Consider the following 13,560-nt stretch of genomic DNA (forward strand, 5'->3'; position numbering starts at 1 on the left):
CGTCGCCGGTGGCGCGGGCTGAAACAAATCGGCGGCGGGGTGGACAGGCGGCCCGTCCTCCCCTTTTCTGCGGCCGGCTATCTGGTCGAGGAGCGTGGCATGCGGCACAGCTGGGCGAAGTGGATTTTGGTCGCGGCGCTGACGGCGCCCCTGGCCGCGGCGGATGCGCAGCAGCCCCAGGCCCAGGCGGCGCCCCATGCCTGGCTCTTCGGATCCTGGACCGGCGGCATCTTCCCGGCGACGGAGACGGAAGGCGCGACCTGCGCCGCCCAACCCACCGTCATCTTCACGCGGGACGTCATCATGCGCGTGTCCCTGCTGGAAGTTCCCTACCGGCAGCGCCTGATCGAAACCGTCGCGGGCGGGCCGGATGCCGTGGAGTTCCGCCTGGCCCCGGCCGCTGCCTCCGTGCCCCCGCTGGGCGGCCGCCTGCCTCCTGACAGCGCCTTCGGCTGTGCCAATCCGAACAACCTTCGGGTGGAGCGGCGCGGGCCGAACGAGATCGTCTTTCCCGACTGCGCCGAATTCCCCAGCCCGCTGAAGCGCTGCACCGCACGCTGACCCTGTCATGCCGGATGACCCGCCCCCCATCCGGCTGACAGCCCCCAGGCACGGCCCCTCGCCTTTCCGGATCCGACGGCACGATCCTGCGCCGGGCTGAGCCGCCATGGACCTGCCGCCCGCCCCCATCCTGGCCGCGACCCTGGCCACCGCCCTGGTCGCGGGGCTGGCGCGCGGCTTCTCGGGCTTCGGCGCCGCGCTGATCTTCATCCCGCTCGCCAGCGCCACCCTCGGCCCACGCGTCGCCGCGCCCTTGCTGATGCTGGTGGACAACATCACCGCGCTTCCGCTGGTGCCCGGTGCCTGGCGCGGGGCGGAGCGGAGCGAGGTCGCCTCCCTCACTGCCGGCGCCCTGCTGGGCGCGCCGGCCGGCGCCTGGTTGCTGCTCCACCTGGACCCCGGGGCGCTCCGCTGGGGCATGTGCCTCCTCGCCATCGCCATGCTGGCCCTGCTCGCCTCGGGCTGGCGCTATCACGGGCGCCCCGCCCTTCCCCTCTCCCTCGCTGTCGGCGCCAGCTCCGGCCTGTTCTCGGGCGCGGCGCAGATGGGCGGCCCGCCCGTGGTCGCCTACTGGCTGGGCGGCGCCATCCCCGCGGCGCGGGTGCGCGCGAACATCGTCCTCTTCTTCGCCGCCAGCGGGCTCATCAGCGCCGCCACCTACCTCGTCAGCGGCCTCCTCACGGCGGAGGTCGTGCTGCTCTCCGCCCTCGTCGCGCCCACCTACGGGCTGGGGCTGTGGTGCGGCAGCCGCCTCTTCGGCCTGGCCAGCGAGGCCAGCTTCCGCCGCGTCTGCTTCCTGCTCATCGCGCTCGCCGCGCTGATCGGCCTGCCGCTCTGGGGATGAGCCGTCTGGAAATGACCCTGGTCAGGCCGGCAGGTTCACCAGCGCGGCCAGCCCGCCCTCCGGCCTGTTCTGCAGCACCACGTCGCCCCCATGGGCGCGCAGGATGTTGCGCGCGATGGGCAGGCCGAGCCCGACCCCGCCCGTCTCGCGGTTCCGGCTCACCTCCAGCCGCCGGAAGGGCTGGAACACCGCCTCCTGGCTCTCCACGGGAATGCCCGGCCCATCATCCACCACCCGCAGATGGATCTGCCCGCCCGAGGGCGGGGAAAGGATCACCCGCGCGCCGCCACCGTAATTGGCCGCGTTCGCCACCAGATTGGCGAGGGCGCGCTTGAGCGCGATCGGCCGGCCACGCAGCGTCAGCCGCTCCGGCCCGGAATAGGTGAAGGCCTCCGGATCCACATCTGGCCGGGCATCCGCCGCCTCGTCGAGCACGGTCCGGCACAGCGCCGCGATGTCCAGCGGCACGGAAGGCTCCGCTGCCGCGTCGTCCCGCGCGAAGGCGAGGGTGGCGTTCACCATCGCCTCCATCTCCTCCAGATCGGCCAGCATCTTCGCGCGCTGCTCGTCATCCTCCATGAACTCGGCGCGCAGCTTCAGCCGCGTGATGGGCGTGCGCAGGTCATGGCCGATCGCGGCCAGCATCTGCGTCCGGTCGCCCACGAAGCGGCGGATCCGCTCCGCCATGGTGTTGAAGGCATGCGCCGCGGTCGCGACCTCCAGCGGGCCGTCCTCCGGCATCGGCGGCGCGTTCACGTCCCGCCCCAGCGCATTGGCGGCGCGCGCCAGGTCGCGCACCGGCCGCGTCAGCCGCCGCGTCGCCCAGACGATCAGCAGCGCTGCCGCCGCCGTCATCAGCAGGAAGGCCATCAGGAAGGTTTCGGAATGCCAGGGGCGTGGCGTCGGCATGTGCACGCTGATGTTCAGCCACCCCGTCCCATCCGGCAGCTGGATGGCCAGGTAGATCCGGCCGAAGCGCATTCCTGCCTGGACCTCCCGCGGGCGCAGCCGCGGCGGCCCGCCCATCATGAAATCCGGGCGCACCATGCGCAGCACGGGCGGCGGCGCCGGCAGCATTCCCACCCGCACGACCGGCTGGTCGTCCAGCGTCGCCTCAAGCCCCTGCGGCAGCTCAATATCGGAGAGAATGGAGCTGCGCCGCTCCGGCGGCGCCACCACGATGGCCCGCCACAGCCCGAAGAGCCGGGCGGACATCTCGCGCTCCGTCGCGGCGCGCTGCAGGTCCACGCGATCCAGCGCATGGATGGTCAGCCCCGCCGCCTGCACCGCCATCAGGGCCAGCAGCAGGAACAGCGCCGTCCGCCCCGCGAGGCTCGGCGGCAGGATGCGGCGGAGCACCGAGCGTGCGCGCCCCTTCACAGGAAGGCGCGCATCAGGCGGCCCGCTCCACATCGGCGGCCAGCACATAGCCGCCGCCGCGCACGGTCTTGATCAGGCTCGGATTGCGCCCGTCATCCTCCAGCTTGCGGCGGAGGCGGGAGACGGCGACATCGATTGCACGGTCGAAAGGCCCGGCCTGGCGGCCCCGCAGCAGGTCCATGAGCATGTCGCGCGTCAGCACGCGGTTGGGCCGCTCCACTAGCACGGTCAGCAGCTCGTACTCGCCGCCGGTCAGCGGAACCTCCGCGCCGTCAGGGTTCAGCAGCCGCCGGCGTTGCGGCTCCAGCGTCCAGCCACCGAAGCGGATGGCGCTGGGCAGCGGGTCGCGCCGGGCCCCCTCGCCATGGGCGCGGCGCATCACGGCGCGGATGCGCGCCAGCAGCTCACGTGGGTTGAAGGGCTTCGCCACATAGTCGTCCGCGCCCAGCTCCAGCCCGACGATCCGGTCCGTCTCCTCCCCCATGGCGGTGAGCATCACGATCGGCACGTCGGACTGGCCGCGCAGCCAGCGGGCGAAGTCCAGGCCGGACTCCCCGGGCATCATCAGGTCCAGGATCACGATGTGGTACCGGCCCAGCGGCCAGGCCCTGCGTGCCTCCCGCGCCTCGCGCGCCGTGGTCACGCGGAAGCCCTGCTTCTCCAGGAAGCGGGCCAGAAGCTCGCGGATCTCGCGGTCATCATCGACGACCAGGATGTGCGGGGCGGGTTCCATGCGCTGTTACATAGCGCGCCCGGGCGCCATGTCGCGGGGGCCGTTGTTACATTCCATGTCTGAAGGGCTTCCCGTTGCCTGGCGTTTCACCGGCGCGCCCGGGTCCTTGGATCTGCGCCCCGCAGCCACCAGTTAGGGGGCGTGCCAGGGCCCCTCGCCCCCCTATCCCCCGGGGCCTTGCACGCAACGGCGGCGGGTGGATTCGCATCCCCCCTTGTCGCGGCCCCCGCCGCCGTCCACCACCTTCCCCATGCATCCTCCTCCGGAATGGGCCGAGCGCGGCCTGGCGGCCCTTGCCGGGCTGGATCCCGCGCTTCACTGCGTCCTGGCGCGCTGCGGCCCCCTGCCCTGGCGGCGGCGCCCGCGCGGCTTCCCGGGCTTGCTCCGGACCATCTGCGGCCAGCAGATCAGCAACCGCGCCGCGGGCGCCATCTGGGCAAGGCTCAGCGCCATCCCCGGCGCGCTGGAACCCGCCACCCTGCTGCTTCTGGACGACGCCACCCTCTGCGGGGCCGCGGGGCTTTCCCGCCCCAAGGCCGCCCATGCCCGCAGCCTCGCCACAGCCATCCTGGAGGGAAGGCTGCGCCTGGAGGCTCTACCGGACATGCCGGACGAGGAAGCGGTGGCCCATCTCTGCACCATCCGTGGCCTCGGCCGCTGGACCGCCCAGGTCCATCTCCTCTTCGCGGAGGACCGGCCGGATATCTTCCCCGAAGGCGACATCGCCCTTGCCGCCTCCCTCGCCCATCTGCGCGAACTTCCCGCGCGTCCCGCCCCGAAGGCCCTCACCGCGCTCGCGGCGGAATGGCGCCCCTATCGGTCCCTCGCCGCCCGCCTGCTCTGGCACAACTGGCGGCACGCCACCGGCCGCCCCGGCGCGGATCCAGAGGATGACGGCTGACATGAACCCACCCGACCTCACCGGCGGCCGCACCATCACCTTCCTCTACACGGACGACCTGCCCCGCCTCTCCCGCTTCTACGAGGAGGTGCTCGGGCTCGCCTGCGTGGTGGACCAGGGACGCTGCCGGATCCTGCGCGCCAGCCCGACCGCCCTGATCGGCATCTGCGACATCCCCGGTCGGCCCAGGGGTACGGACGGGGTGCTGGTCAGCTTCGCCGTTGAGGATCTGGACGCCGCCCATGCGGCGCTCTCCGCCCGCGGCGTGCGCTTCGAGGGCCCGGTGAGCCTCGGCATGGGCGGCACGGTCCGCAGCGCCTTCTTCCGGGATCCGGAGGGCTACCGGCTGGAGATCCAGTCCTTCCTCCAGGACGGACTGCCCTGGCTTCCCTGAGCCCTCAATAACCCAGCGCCACCGCCACCTCGCCCAGCAGCCAAAGGGAGGGAAAGGTGATGACGAAGGCCAGCATGGCTTCGCGGATCGTATCATTCGGGACGATCGGGCGTGTCGCGGCATGGAGGTATCGCATGGGCAGCAATGAACAAAACATGAACAACCTTGGCAAGCAAAGACCGCCGCCATGAGTCGCGCGGGCCGCCCCCCGTGGCCTGGCCGCATCACTCCGCTCCGCCCTCCGAAACCCTGGTGCAGCGCCGGGCGTCTTTCACCCGAGGCGCATGCCCCGGGCGGAAGATCGCCGCAGCCTCTCGCCCCGGCACGCGACTTGCTGCAACCATGGCGCGGCGGCCCATCCCGGCCACGCATAACGGAGGACAGGGTGCCGGCCTTCGACGAAATGAGTGAGGGGAGCCGGATCCGCTCCCCCTATGCGGAAATCGCCCGCTATCTCGATGCCGCGGGCAGCGCGGCACTGGAAGCCAAGAGGCGGGAGGCCGAGGTGCTTTTCCGCCGGATCGGCGTCACCTTCGCCGTCTATGACCAGGGCGGCGATCCCGAGCGCCTGATCCCCTTCGACGTGATACCCCGCATCATCGCCCGGCAGGAATGGGAACACCTCCGCCGCGGGCTGGAGCAGCGTGTCCGCGCCCTGAACTTCTTCCTCGCCGATATCTACGGCCCCCGCCGCATCCTGCGGGAAGGCCTGGTCCCGGCCGAGCTGGTCCTCAAGAACGAGGGCTACCGGAGCGTCATGGAGGGCTTCACCCCGCCGGGTGGGGTTTACACGGTCGTCTCGGGCATCGACCTCGTCCGCACCGGCGCCGAGGAGTTCTTCGTGCTCGAGGATAACTGCCGCGTCCCCTCCGGCGTCTCCTACATGCTGGAGAACAGGGAGGCGATGATGCGCCTCCTGCCCAATCTCTGTGCTTCCCACCGCATCGCCCCGGTGAGCCACTACCCCGAGGAGCTGCTCGAAACCCTGAAGTCGCTCGCCCCTCCGGCCTGCCAGGGCGAGCCCACCGTGGCGGTGCTCACGCCTGGCCCCTTCAACTCCGCCTATTACGAGCACTCCTTCCTCGCCGATGAGATGGGCGTGGAGCTGGTCGAGGGCGCCGACCTTTTCGTGCGCGATGACACCGTGTTCATGCGCACCACCGCCGGCCCGCGCCGCGTGGACGTGATCTACCGCCGCGTGGATGACGAGTTCCTGGACCCGCAGGCCTTCCGCCCGGATTCCATGCTTGGCGTGCCCGGGCTGATCTCCGCCTATCTCAAGGGCCGAGTCACCCTGGCCAATGCGCCCGGTGCGGGCGTGGCGGATGACAAGGCCGTCTATCCCTTCGTGCCGGACATGATCCGCTTCTACCTCTCCGAGGAACCGATCCTGCGGAACGTGCCGACCTATATGTGCGAGCGCGACGAAGACCGCGCCTATGTGCTGGACCATCTGCATGAGTTGGTGGTGAAGCTTGCCCGCGGCTCGGGCGGCTACGGCATGCTGGTGGGCCCGCACAGCACCGCGGAGCAGCGCGAGACCTTCGCCGCCCGCATCCGTGAGAAGCCGGCCGACTACATCGCCCAGCCCACCCTCGCGCTCTCCACCGTGCCGACCCTCTGCGAGGCCGGCATGGCGCCGCGCCACGTGGATCTGCGCCCCTTCATCCTCTTCGGACGCGAGCAGGTCCGCATGGTGCCTGGCGGGCTCACCCGCGTCGCGCTGCGGGAGGGCTCGCTCGTCGTGAACTCCTCCCAGGGCGGCGGCACGAAAGACACCTGGGTGCTGGAGGAGGATCCCCCGCCCATGACACAATCCATGGGCAGCAAGGGCATGAGCCAGAGCATGGGCGGGATGACCCAGAGCCTGGGCGGGAGCCAGGGCTGATGCTCGCGCGCACCGCAGACAGCCTCTTCTGGCTTGGCCGCTACATGGAACGCGCCGGCAATGTCGCGCGCGGCCTCAACGCCACGCTCCGCATGGCCTCCCTTGCCGCCCCGCGCGGGACGGAGACCGCGGAATGGGCCGGCTTCCTCGATGCCACCGGCACCAGGGGCCACTACCAGGAGCTCTATGGCGATCCCACGCCCGACCAGGCCGCCCGCTGGCTTACCCTGGACACGCTGAACCTCTCCTCCATTGCCTCCTGCTTCGAGTCAGCGCGCCGCAACGCCCGGGCCGTTCGCACCGCGCTGACCGTGGATATGTGGGAAGCGGTGAACGATACCTGGATCGACCTCCGCAAGCTCGACCCGGGCGAGGCCGGCGGCGACCGGCTCATGGGCTTCAATGACTGGGTCATGGCCCGCACCGTCCTGTTCAACGGCGCGGCCATGGACACCATGCTGCGGGACGATGCCTGGCGCTTCGTGCGGTTGGGCGTGATGCTGGAACGGGCGGACAACACAGCCCGCCTTCTCGCCTCCCGCATCTCGGCCTTCGGCGTGGCGGCGGATGAGGACGCCTCGAACCACGCCCAGTGGCAGGCGTTGCTCCGCTCCGTGGCGGCGCTGCGCGCCTACCAGCACCTGTTCCGAGAGCGGCTGCGGGCCGCGCGGGTGGTGGAACTGCTGCTGATGCGGCCGGAGCACCCGCGATCCGTCAGCGCCTGCTACGAGGAGGTTAACGATATCCTCGGCGTGCTCGCCATGTCCGATGGCGAGGACCGCGTGGCCTGCCGGCGGCTTGCCGCGGCCCTGCGCGGCCGCTGCGTGGAGCACACGCCGGCCCGCCTGATGGATGGCGGGCTGAAAACGGTGATCGACGAGATCATCGCCGGCAACGGGCGGCTCGGCGCCTCGATCGGGAAGTGCTTCCTCATCGGCTGAGTTAGGCGGCGGGAGGGCGGCCTGCTCTCCCGTCCGGTGCCGCTTAGATCGGCAGGTCCTCAGCCATGCCATTCGGTGCATGGGGCAGCCCGGACACGCCGCCGGGAAGCCGGACCAGAGTTCCGAGGCCCGCTTCCGCGCATGGTTCACGGATGCAGGCGCGCGGTGCGCCGTGTCGAGATCTGCGACGCAGGAAGGCTGCTCGGCGAGGAGGGCTGCCGCCCGGCAACTGGGGGCGGTGTGTCGGCTGGGTCACAGGATTGAAAGGAATCATCACGAGACTGTGAATGCCGGCAATTCTGAAGCTAGGCTTCTCCCATGAGCAGCTTCCGCACCCAGGCCATCGCTGGCCGTGTCGTCCTGGTTCATGACATGCCGGACCAGGTCGTCGTCTCCGAATTCGATGCGGCCGAGGCCGCGACTCTCATCCGCCAGCTGGAGGATTCGCTGGCGGAGGTGCTGCGCGGCCTCGCCCAGCAGGCGAGCGGACCGCTCAGGCCGGAGATGGTGGGCTAGGCCCACCGCCTCTCAGGCGGCCAGGGCGGCGCGGATGGCCGCGAGGGCTTCCGCGGATTTCTCGCCCTCGGGGCCGCCGGCCTGGGCCATGTCGGGGCGGCCGCCGCCGCCCTTGCCGCCGACGGCGGCGGAGGCGGCGCGGACGAGGGCGACGGCGTCGGCCTTGCCCTTCCCGGCCTCACCTACCGCGACGACGATGCTGGCCTTGCCTTCCGCGGAGGAGACGAGGGCTACGACATCGGCGGTGCCGCCCTTGAGGATGGCCTCGGCGAGGGATTTCAGGTCGCGGGGCGGCACCTCCCCGAGGTCGCGGAGGGCGACCCGGAGTTCGGCGATGGTTTCCACCTCGGACGCGGCGCCGCCGGTGGCGAGCTTGCGGCGGAGGTCGGCCACTTCGCGCTCCAGCTTGCGGCGGTCCTCGAGCAGGGCGGCGACGCGGGCGGGGAGCTCGGTGGCGGAGACCTTGAGGGTGGCGGCGGCCTCGGTGAGGAGGCGCCCCTCCTCCTCGATCACGGCGAGGGCGGCGGGGCCGGTGACGGCTTCCACGCGGCGGACGCCGGCGGCGACGGCGCTTTCACCGACGATCTTGAAGAGGCCGATATCGCCGGTGCGGGCGACATGGGTGCCGCCGCAGAGTTCCAGCGAATAGACGCCGTGCTTCGAGGTGGCCTCGGGGTCCTCACCCATGCCGACCACGCGGACCTCGTCGCCGTATTTCTCACCGAAGAGGGCCATGGCGCCGGCCTTGACCGCCTCGTCGGGAGTCATGAGGCGGGTGGTGACCTCGGTGTTCTGGCGGATGCGGGCGTTCACCTCCTGCTCGACCCAGGCCAGGTCCTCGGGGGACATGGGGGTGGGCTGGGAGACGTCGAAGCGCAGGCGGTCCGGGGCGTTGAGGCTGCCCTTCTGGGCCACATGCTCACCCATGCGGCGGCGCAGGGCTTCGTGCAGCAGGTGGGTGGCGCTGTGATGGGCGCGGATGGCGCTGCGGCGGTGATGCGCGACCTCGGCCAGCACGGGGGCGCCGACATTCGCGGTGCCGTGCTGGACGATGCCGATATGGATGTGGAGGCCGAGCTTCTTCTGAGTGTCGCGGATGGCGATCTGGAGGCCTTCGGGGCCGGTGATGAGGCCGGCATCGCCGACCTGGCCGCCGCTTTCGGCGTAGAAGGGCGTCTGGTTGAGGATGACGGAGACTTCCGTGCCCTCGGGGGCCGACTGGACCTCCTGGCCGTTGGCGACGATGGCGAGGATCGAGGCCTCGGCGCGTTCGGTGGTGTAGCCCTGGAATTCGGTGCCGGTGCCGAGCTTTTCCTTCAGGTCGAACCAGAGGGTTTCGGTGGCGGCCTCACCGGTGCCGGACCAGGCGGCGCGGGCGCGGCGGCGCTGCTCGGCCATGGCGGTTTCGAAGCCGGCGGTGTCCACGGGGCGGCCCTCGGCGCGGAGGGCGTCCTGGGTGAGGTCCAGGGGGAAGCCGTAGGTGTCGTAGAGCTTGAAGGCGACATCGCCCGGGAGGGGCTGCTTGTCTCCGAGCCGGGCGGTTTCCTCGGCGAGGAGGCCGAGGCCGCGTTCCAGCAGCGAGCGGAAGCGGGTTTCCTCAAGGCGGAGGGTTTCGGTGATGAGGGATTCCGCGCGGACCAGTTCCGGATAGGCGGCGCCCATCTGGCGGATCAGCACCGGGACCAGGCGGGGGAGCAGCGGGTCCCGCGCGCCCATCATGTGGGCGTGGCGCATGGCACGGCGGAGGATGCGGCGGAGGACATAGCCGCGACCTTCATTGGAGGGGAGCACGCCTTCGGCGATGAGGAAGGCGCCGGAGCGGAGGTGATCCGCCACGACGCGGTGGCTGGCGCGGAAGGGGCCGTCGGGGTCCTGGCCGGTGGCCTCGGCGCTGGCGAGGATGATCGCGCGGAAGGTGTCCGTGTCGTAGTTGTCGTGGACGCCCTGGAGGATGGCGGTGAAGCGTTCCATCCCCATGCCCGTGTCGATCGAGGGGCGGGGCAGCGGGTTGCGGACCCCGGCCGGTTCCTCGAGGAACTGCATGAAGACGAGGTTCCAGATCTCGATGAAGCGGTCACCGTCCTCATCCGGGGAGCCGGGGGGGCCGCCAGGGATCTTTTCGCCGTGGTCGTAGAAGATTTCCGAGCAGGGGCCGCAGGGGCCGGTATCGCCCATGCGCCAGAAGTTATCTGACGTGGCGATGCGGATGATCTTTTCTTCCGGAAGGTTTGCGATCTTCTTCCAGAGGGTCGCGGCTTCCTCATCCTCATGGAACACCGTGACGAGGAGCTTTTCCTTGGGGAGGGCGAAGTCCTTGGTCAGCAGGGTCCAGGCATGGGTGATGGCCTGTTCCTTGAAGTAGTCGCCGAAGGAGAAGTTCCCCAGCATTTCGAAGAAGGTGTGGTGGCGGGCGGTGTAGCCGACGTTATCCAGATCATTGTGCTTGCCGCCGGCGCGGACACACTTCTGGGCGGTGGTAGCGCGGGTGTAGGGGCGCTTTTCGGCGCCGGTGAAGACGTTCTTGAACTGCACCATGCCGGAGTTGGTGAAGAGCAGCGTGGGATCGTTGCGCGGGACCAGGGGGCTGCTGTCCACAACGGAGTGACCGTTGCGGGCGAAGTAGTCCAGGAAGGTGGCGCGAACGTCGTTGCTGCTGGTCATGGTGCGGTTTTACTTCCGATTCCTCGCGGGAACGCGACCGGGGCGTTTACCGCGGAGGGGGCCGGTGCGTCGAGGGTGCGCGGGGGCGTGGGGTTCATGGCCAGGCGAGGCGCACGGTGCGGGGGATACGGGTGCGGCCGAGGGCGGCCCTGGCCAGGGCGGCGAGGCTTCGGAAGTGGTCCTTCGCGGTTTGGAACTGGCGTTTCGTGCGCGGCACCGGGGGTGGCGGGAGGCGGGCGAGGGTTTCGGACAAATGGGGATCCGGCAGGAGCCAGGGTGGGCCGTTCAGCGCCGTGCGGAGGCCGAGTTTACGGATGAGGAGAAGGAGAGGCATGCCGCCGAGGCGTGCGGCGCGGCGTGTGGCGCGGCAGATGGCGTATTCGATCTGACGCAGGGGGTGGTTGGGGGCGGCATCGGCCAGGGCTTCGAGCAGGCGGTGCCAGAGGCCGGCGTGGGTGAGGCGGCGGAAGAAGCGGGCGACGGTATCGGGTTTGCCGTAGTGGCTGGGGAGGTTCTTCCAGGGTTCGCCCGGGGTGTGGGCGAGGTGGAAGATGGCGTTCATGCGGGAGCGGAGATCGGCGATGCGGCGGCCCTGGGGGGAGCGGGGCAGGACGTAGGGGAGGAGGGCGTGCCACTGGAGATCGGTGAGGGGGGCGAAGGGGCGGGGTAGAGTGAGGCGGGACATGGACACAACTCCTACTTCAGCGATTTATTAGGAATTTCCGCCTTCTGTCAAGTTTGTCATGTCGTCGCTCGACGATCTCGCGCCAGAGCTCCGACATTCGAATATAAAGAGCTGTCTCAAGAAGGAACTCCCATGCGACTGCTGAAAGCTAAAGTGAAGGGTTATCAGTCCTTCGAAGATTCTGGAGAGATATTTTTCCAAGATCGGACCAACTTAATTGTTGGCCAAAACAATGCCGGAAAAAGTGCGCTCCTACGGTCGTTAACTTCCCATTTTAGTGACGATCGACATCGTACTCCTGAGCGTTGGGAGGCGTTTCGACTACCACTACCTGAGGTAAACTTGACCTTATCGGTAAACGGTGCAGAAATCCGGTCAGCAATCTTGCAGAGCAACTCACCCCAGGTTATTCCGATAGCGCAAGACCAGTTATTCGATGGAGTAGGATTTGTACAAAATTTCCTGCAGATGAAAAGCCTTGAGATAACTCTGAGGAGGGCCGCCGGCCAGCAATTCACCAGCTCCTATCCAACCCACGGTCTTTTTTATCATGCACCCGAATCACCTCAGTACGGCGTTACTCTGTACCCGCAGAATGGCGACGTTATCATCCAAATGAATGACAAGAGCGGCGACACGCTAGCTGGCCTTATCGGACATGCATGGGAACAGGATATGTTCCACTTCACCGCCGAGCGCATGACGATTGGTGAATCATCTTACGGATATGCCACTCGTCTGCTGCCTAATGCAGGAAATCTCCCCAACGTTCTACACACGCTCTACACAGAACGTTGGAATGTTTTCCAACGCCTTGTCGGGCACGTGAAAGATGTGTTCTCGACAGTTGGCAACCTCAGCGTTCGCATACGACCAGAAAACAACAATATTGAGGTTCGTGTGTGGCCCACCGAAGATATGGAACGGGTAGAATTAAGCTTTCCTCTCAACTCCAGCGGAACTGGAGTGTCACAGGTTGTCGCCATCCTCGCCGCCATCATGACACGGGAGAGCGCGACAATCATCATCGACGAGGTAAATAGCTTCTTGCATCCTGCAGCAGTCAAAGCTCTCCTTCGAATTTTGCAAACGAATTACTCAAATCACCAGTATATTATCTCGACTCATTCGCCGGAAGTTATTAGTTACAGCAACACCACAACTGTCCACCTTGTAAAACGGCGCGGCTACAGTTCCTCGGTGGAACTCCTAAATCTCTCGGAAGTCGGAAATTTTCAAGATGTAGCTCAACACCTTGGTGTCTCTATGTCCGATGTATTCGCCGCCGATCGTGTCATTTGGGTAGAAGGACCCACAGAGGAAATCTGCTTTCTATACTTGTACAGAGAGCTTGTTGGTCCGCTACCACGGGGTCTGATTATCAGCTCCGTTGCGGCAACTGGTGACTTCAACTCCAACAAGAGAGATCCCGCGATTGTATTCGATGTTTATAACCGTCTAGCGAGCGCAACTGCCCCCTTGGTGGCCTCGGTGATTTTCAGCTTTGATACAGAGAAATTGACCGAAATCGAAAAAAACGAAATGCGCCGAGCGTCGAGAAATCGACTCCACTTCCTTCCAAGGAGACATCTCGAATGCTATTTACTGAATGCAGAAGCAATTGCAGATTTCATTAATACAAAGTTGCGTCAGACGGCAGAGACAGTCAACCCGGCTCAGGTTCAAGAGATATTAGTAAGGCTAGCGAGTGCACGCCCATTTTTAATCCGGGAATGGTCTGGCGACTTGCGTGATACGGAGTGGCTGGCTCGAGTAGACGGAGCCAATCTAATCAAAGCAGCATGCAGTGAAATTTCCTCAAATAGAGCACCGTTCGCCAAGAACAAAGACTCGCTGCATCTGCTTCGGTACATAGTAAAAAACTCACCAGAATTCGTAAGTTCCTTAAGAGATTACGTTTCCGATCTTGTAGAAACAGCATCCAAATCCGATAATGAACAAGTTGGAACCGCACCCGCAACCTAGCGACCAGCGCTGCTTGCAATCAACCTTTTAGGCTGGGAGCAATGGTGATCTAGGCAGACCCATTGGGGAG

Annotated in this window: 13 protein-coding genes; 8 read left to right on the top strand and 5 right to left on the bottom strand. The window is 67.2% G+C overall.

All coding sequences use genetic code 11. The features are described from left to right. The first annotated feature begins 99 nt into the window (after positions 1-99). Together J8J14_RS15725 and J8J14_RS15730 are read left to right on the top strand one after the other, a co-directional pair. Positions 100-561 carry a hypothetical protein gene (locus tag J8J14_RS15725; RefSeq protein ID WP_209380488.1) on the top strand — a complete coding sequence of 154 codons (462 nt, stop codon included), beginning with the start codon at positions 100-102 and terminating at the stop codon, positions 559-561. A gap of 106 nt (positions 562-667) precedes the next feature. Further along, a complete protein-coding gene (locus J8J14_RS15730) occupies positions 668-1,405 on the top strand; it encodes a sulfite exporter TauE/SafE family protein (RefSeq protein WP_209380489.1) in 738 nt (245 codons plus the stop codon). 21 nt (positions 1,406-1,426) lie between these two features. Here the strand turns inward: J8J14_RS15730 and J8J14_RS15735 are convergent, their stop codons facing one another. Both J8J14_RS15735 and J8J14_RS15740 read right to left on the bottom strand, forming a co-directional pair. Continuing rightward, on the bottom strand, positions 1,427-2,764 hold the full coding sequence (locus J8J14_RS15735) for an ATP-binding protein (protein ID WP_342452460.1): 1,338 nt from the start codon (positions 2,762-2,764) through the stop codon (positions 1,427-1,429). A 34-nt stretch (positions 2,765-2,798) separates the two neighbouring features. Next, positions 2,799-3,518 carry a response regulator gene (locus tag J8J14_RS15740; protein WP_209380491.1) on the bottom strand — a complete coding sequence of 240 codons (720 nt, stop codon included), beginning with the start codon at positions 3,516-3,518 and terminating at the stop codon, positions 2,799-2,801. Positions 3,519-3,732: 214 nt separating this feature from the next. Between J8J14_RS15740 and J8J14_RS15745 the strand changes: the two genes are divergently transcribed. Together J8J14_RS15745 and J8J14_RS15750 are read left to right on the top strand one after the other, a co-directional pair. After that, positions 3,733-4,419 (top strand): DNA-3-methyladenine glycosylase family protein, encoded by a 687-nt coding sequence (locus J8J14_RS15745; RefSeq protein ID WP_209380492.1) that lies wholly within the window; start codon positions 3,733-3,735, stop codon positions 4,417-4,419. A 1-nt stretch (position 4,420) separates the two neighbouring features. After that, positions 4,421-4,813, top strand: coding sequence for a VOC family protein (locus tag J8J14_RS15750; RefSeq protein ID WP_209380493.1), 393 nt, complete (start codon positions 4,421-4,423; stop codon positions 4,811-4,813). Between the two features lie 4 nt (positions 4,814-4,817). Here the strand turns inward: J8J14_RS15750 and J8J14_RS25465 are convergent, their stop codons facing one another. Next, complete coding sequence (locus tag J8J14_RS25465; protein WP_280842968.1) at positions 4,818-4,949, bottom strand: hypothetical protein; 132 nt, start codon at positions 4,947-4,949, stop codon at positions 4,818-4,820. 267 nt (positions 4,950-5,216) lie between these two features. On the opposite strand from J8J14_RS25465, the gene J8J14_RS15755 reads away from it, so the two are divergent. From J8J14_RS15755 to J8J14_RS15765, 3 genes are all read left to right on the top strand, one after another. After that, entirely contained in the window at positions 5,217-6,701 is a 1,485-nt protein-coding gene (locus tag J8J14_RS15755; RefSeq protein ID WP_209380494.1) for a circularly permuted type 2 ATP-grasp protein, read from the top strand. Beyond that, on the top strand, positions 6,701-7,642 hold the full coding sequence (locus J8J14_RS15760) for an alpha-E domain-containing protein (RefSeq protein ID WP_209380495.1): 942 nt from the start codon (positions 6,701-6,703) through the stop codon (positions 7,640-7,642). Before J8J14_RS15755 ends, J8J14_RS15760 begins: the two co-directional genes overlap by 1 nt. Before the next feature lie 318 nt (positions 7,643-7,960). After that, a complete protein-coding gene (locus J8J14_RS15765; protein ID WP_209380496.1) occupies positions 7,961-8,158 on the top strand; it encodes a hypothetical protein in 198 nt (65 codons plus the stop codon). A 12-nt stretch (positions 8,159-8,170) separates the two neighbouring features. Here J8J14_RS15765 and alaS read toward each other — a convergent pair whose 3' ends face one another. Both alaS and J8J14_RS15775 read right to left on the bottom strand, forming a co-directional pair. After that, complete coding sequence (alaS, locus tag J8J14_RS15770; RefSeq protein WP_209380497.1) at positions 8,171-10,819, bottom strand: alanine--tRNA ligase; 2,649 nt, start codon at positions 10,817-10,819, stop codon at positions 8,171-8,173. A 94-nt stretch (positions 10,820-10,913) separates the two neighbouring features. Next, on the bottom strand, positions 10,914-11,504 hold the full coding sequence (locus tag J8J14_RS15775; protein WP_209380498.1) for a transposase: 591 nt from the start codon (positions 11,502-11,504) through the stop codon (positions 10,914-10,916). Between the two features lie 132 nt (positions 11,505-11,636). Between J8J14_RS15775 and J8J14_RS15780 the strand changes: the two genes are divergently transcribed. Continuing rightward, on the top strand, positions 11,637-13,490 hold the full coding sequence (locus J8J14_RS15780) for an ATP-dependent nuclease (RefSeq protein ID WP_209380499.1): 1,854 nt from the start codon (positions 11,637-11,639) through the stop codon (positions 13,488-13,490). Positions 13,491-13,560: the final 70 nt, after the last annotated feature.

Origin of the sequence: Pararoseomonas baculiformis (assembly GCF_017813395.1) — a bacterium.
Classification (GTDB): Bacteria; Pseudomonadota; Alphaproteobacteria; order Acetobacterales; family Acetobacteraceae; genus Roseomonas; species Roseomonas baculiformis.

What these genes read in the sequence shown, in the direction of transcription:
- J8J14_RS15725 (WP_209380488.1), top strand. Translation starts at nt 100, where the DNA reads ATGCGGCACAGCTGGGCGAAGTGGATTTTGGTCGCGGCGCTGACGGCG.
- J8J14_RS15730 (WP_209380489.1), top strand. Translation starts at nt 668, where the DNA reads ATGGACCTGCCGCCCGCCCCCATCCTGGCCGCGACCCTGGCCACCGCC.
- J8J14_RS15740 (WP_209380491.1), bottom strand. Translation starts at nt 3,518, where the DNA reads ATGGAACCCGCCCCGCACATCCTGGTCGTCGATGATGACCGCGAGATC.
- J8J14_RS15750 (WP_209380493.1), top strand. Translation starts at nt 4,421, where the DNA reads ATGAACCCACCCGACCTCACCGGCGGCCGCACCATCACCTTCCTCTAC.
- J8J14_RS25465 (WP_280842968.1), bottom strand. Translation starts at nt 4,949, where the DNA reads ATGCGATACCTCCATGCCGCGACACGCCCGATCGTCCCGAATGATACG.
- J8J14_RS15755 (WP_209380494.1), top strand. Translation starts at nt 5,217, where the DNA reads ATGAGTGAGGGGAGCCGGATCCGCTCCCCCTATGCGGAAATCGCCCGC.
- J8J14_RS15760 (WP_209380495.1), top strand. Translation starts at nt 6,701, where the DNA reads ATGCTCGCGCGCACCGCAGACAGCCTCTTCTGGCTTGGCCGCTACATG.
- J8J14_RS15765 (WP_209380496.1), top strand. Translation starts at nt 7,961, where the DNA reads ATGAGCAGCTTCCGCACCCAGGCCATCGCTGGCCGTGTCGTCCTGGTT.
- alaS (WP_209380497.1), bottom strand. Translation starts at nt 10,819, where the DNA reads ATGACCAGCAGCAACGACGTTCGCGCCACCTTCCTGGACTACTTCGCC.
- J8J14_RS15775 (WP_209380498.1), bottom strand. Translation starts at nt 11,504, where the DNA reads ATGTCCCGCCTCACTCTACCCCGCCCCTTCGCCCCCCTCACCGATCTC.
- J8J14_RS15780 (WP_209380499.1), top strand. Translation starts at nt 11,637, where the DNA reads ATGCGACTGCTGAAAGCTAAAGTGAAGGGTTATCAGTCCTTCGAAGAT.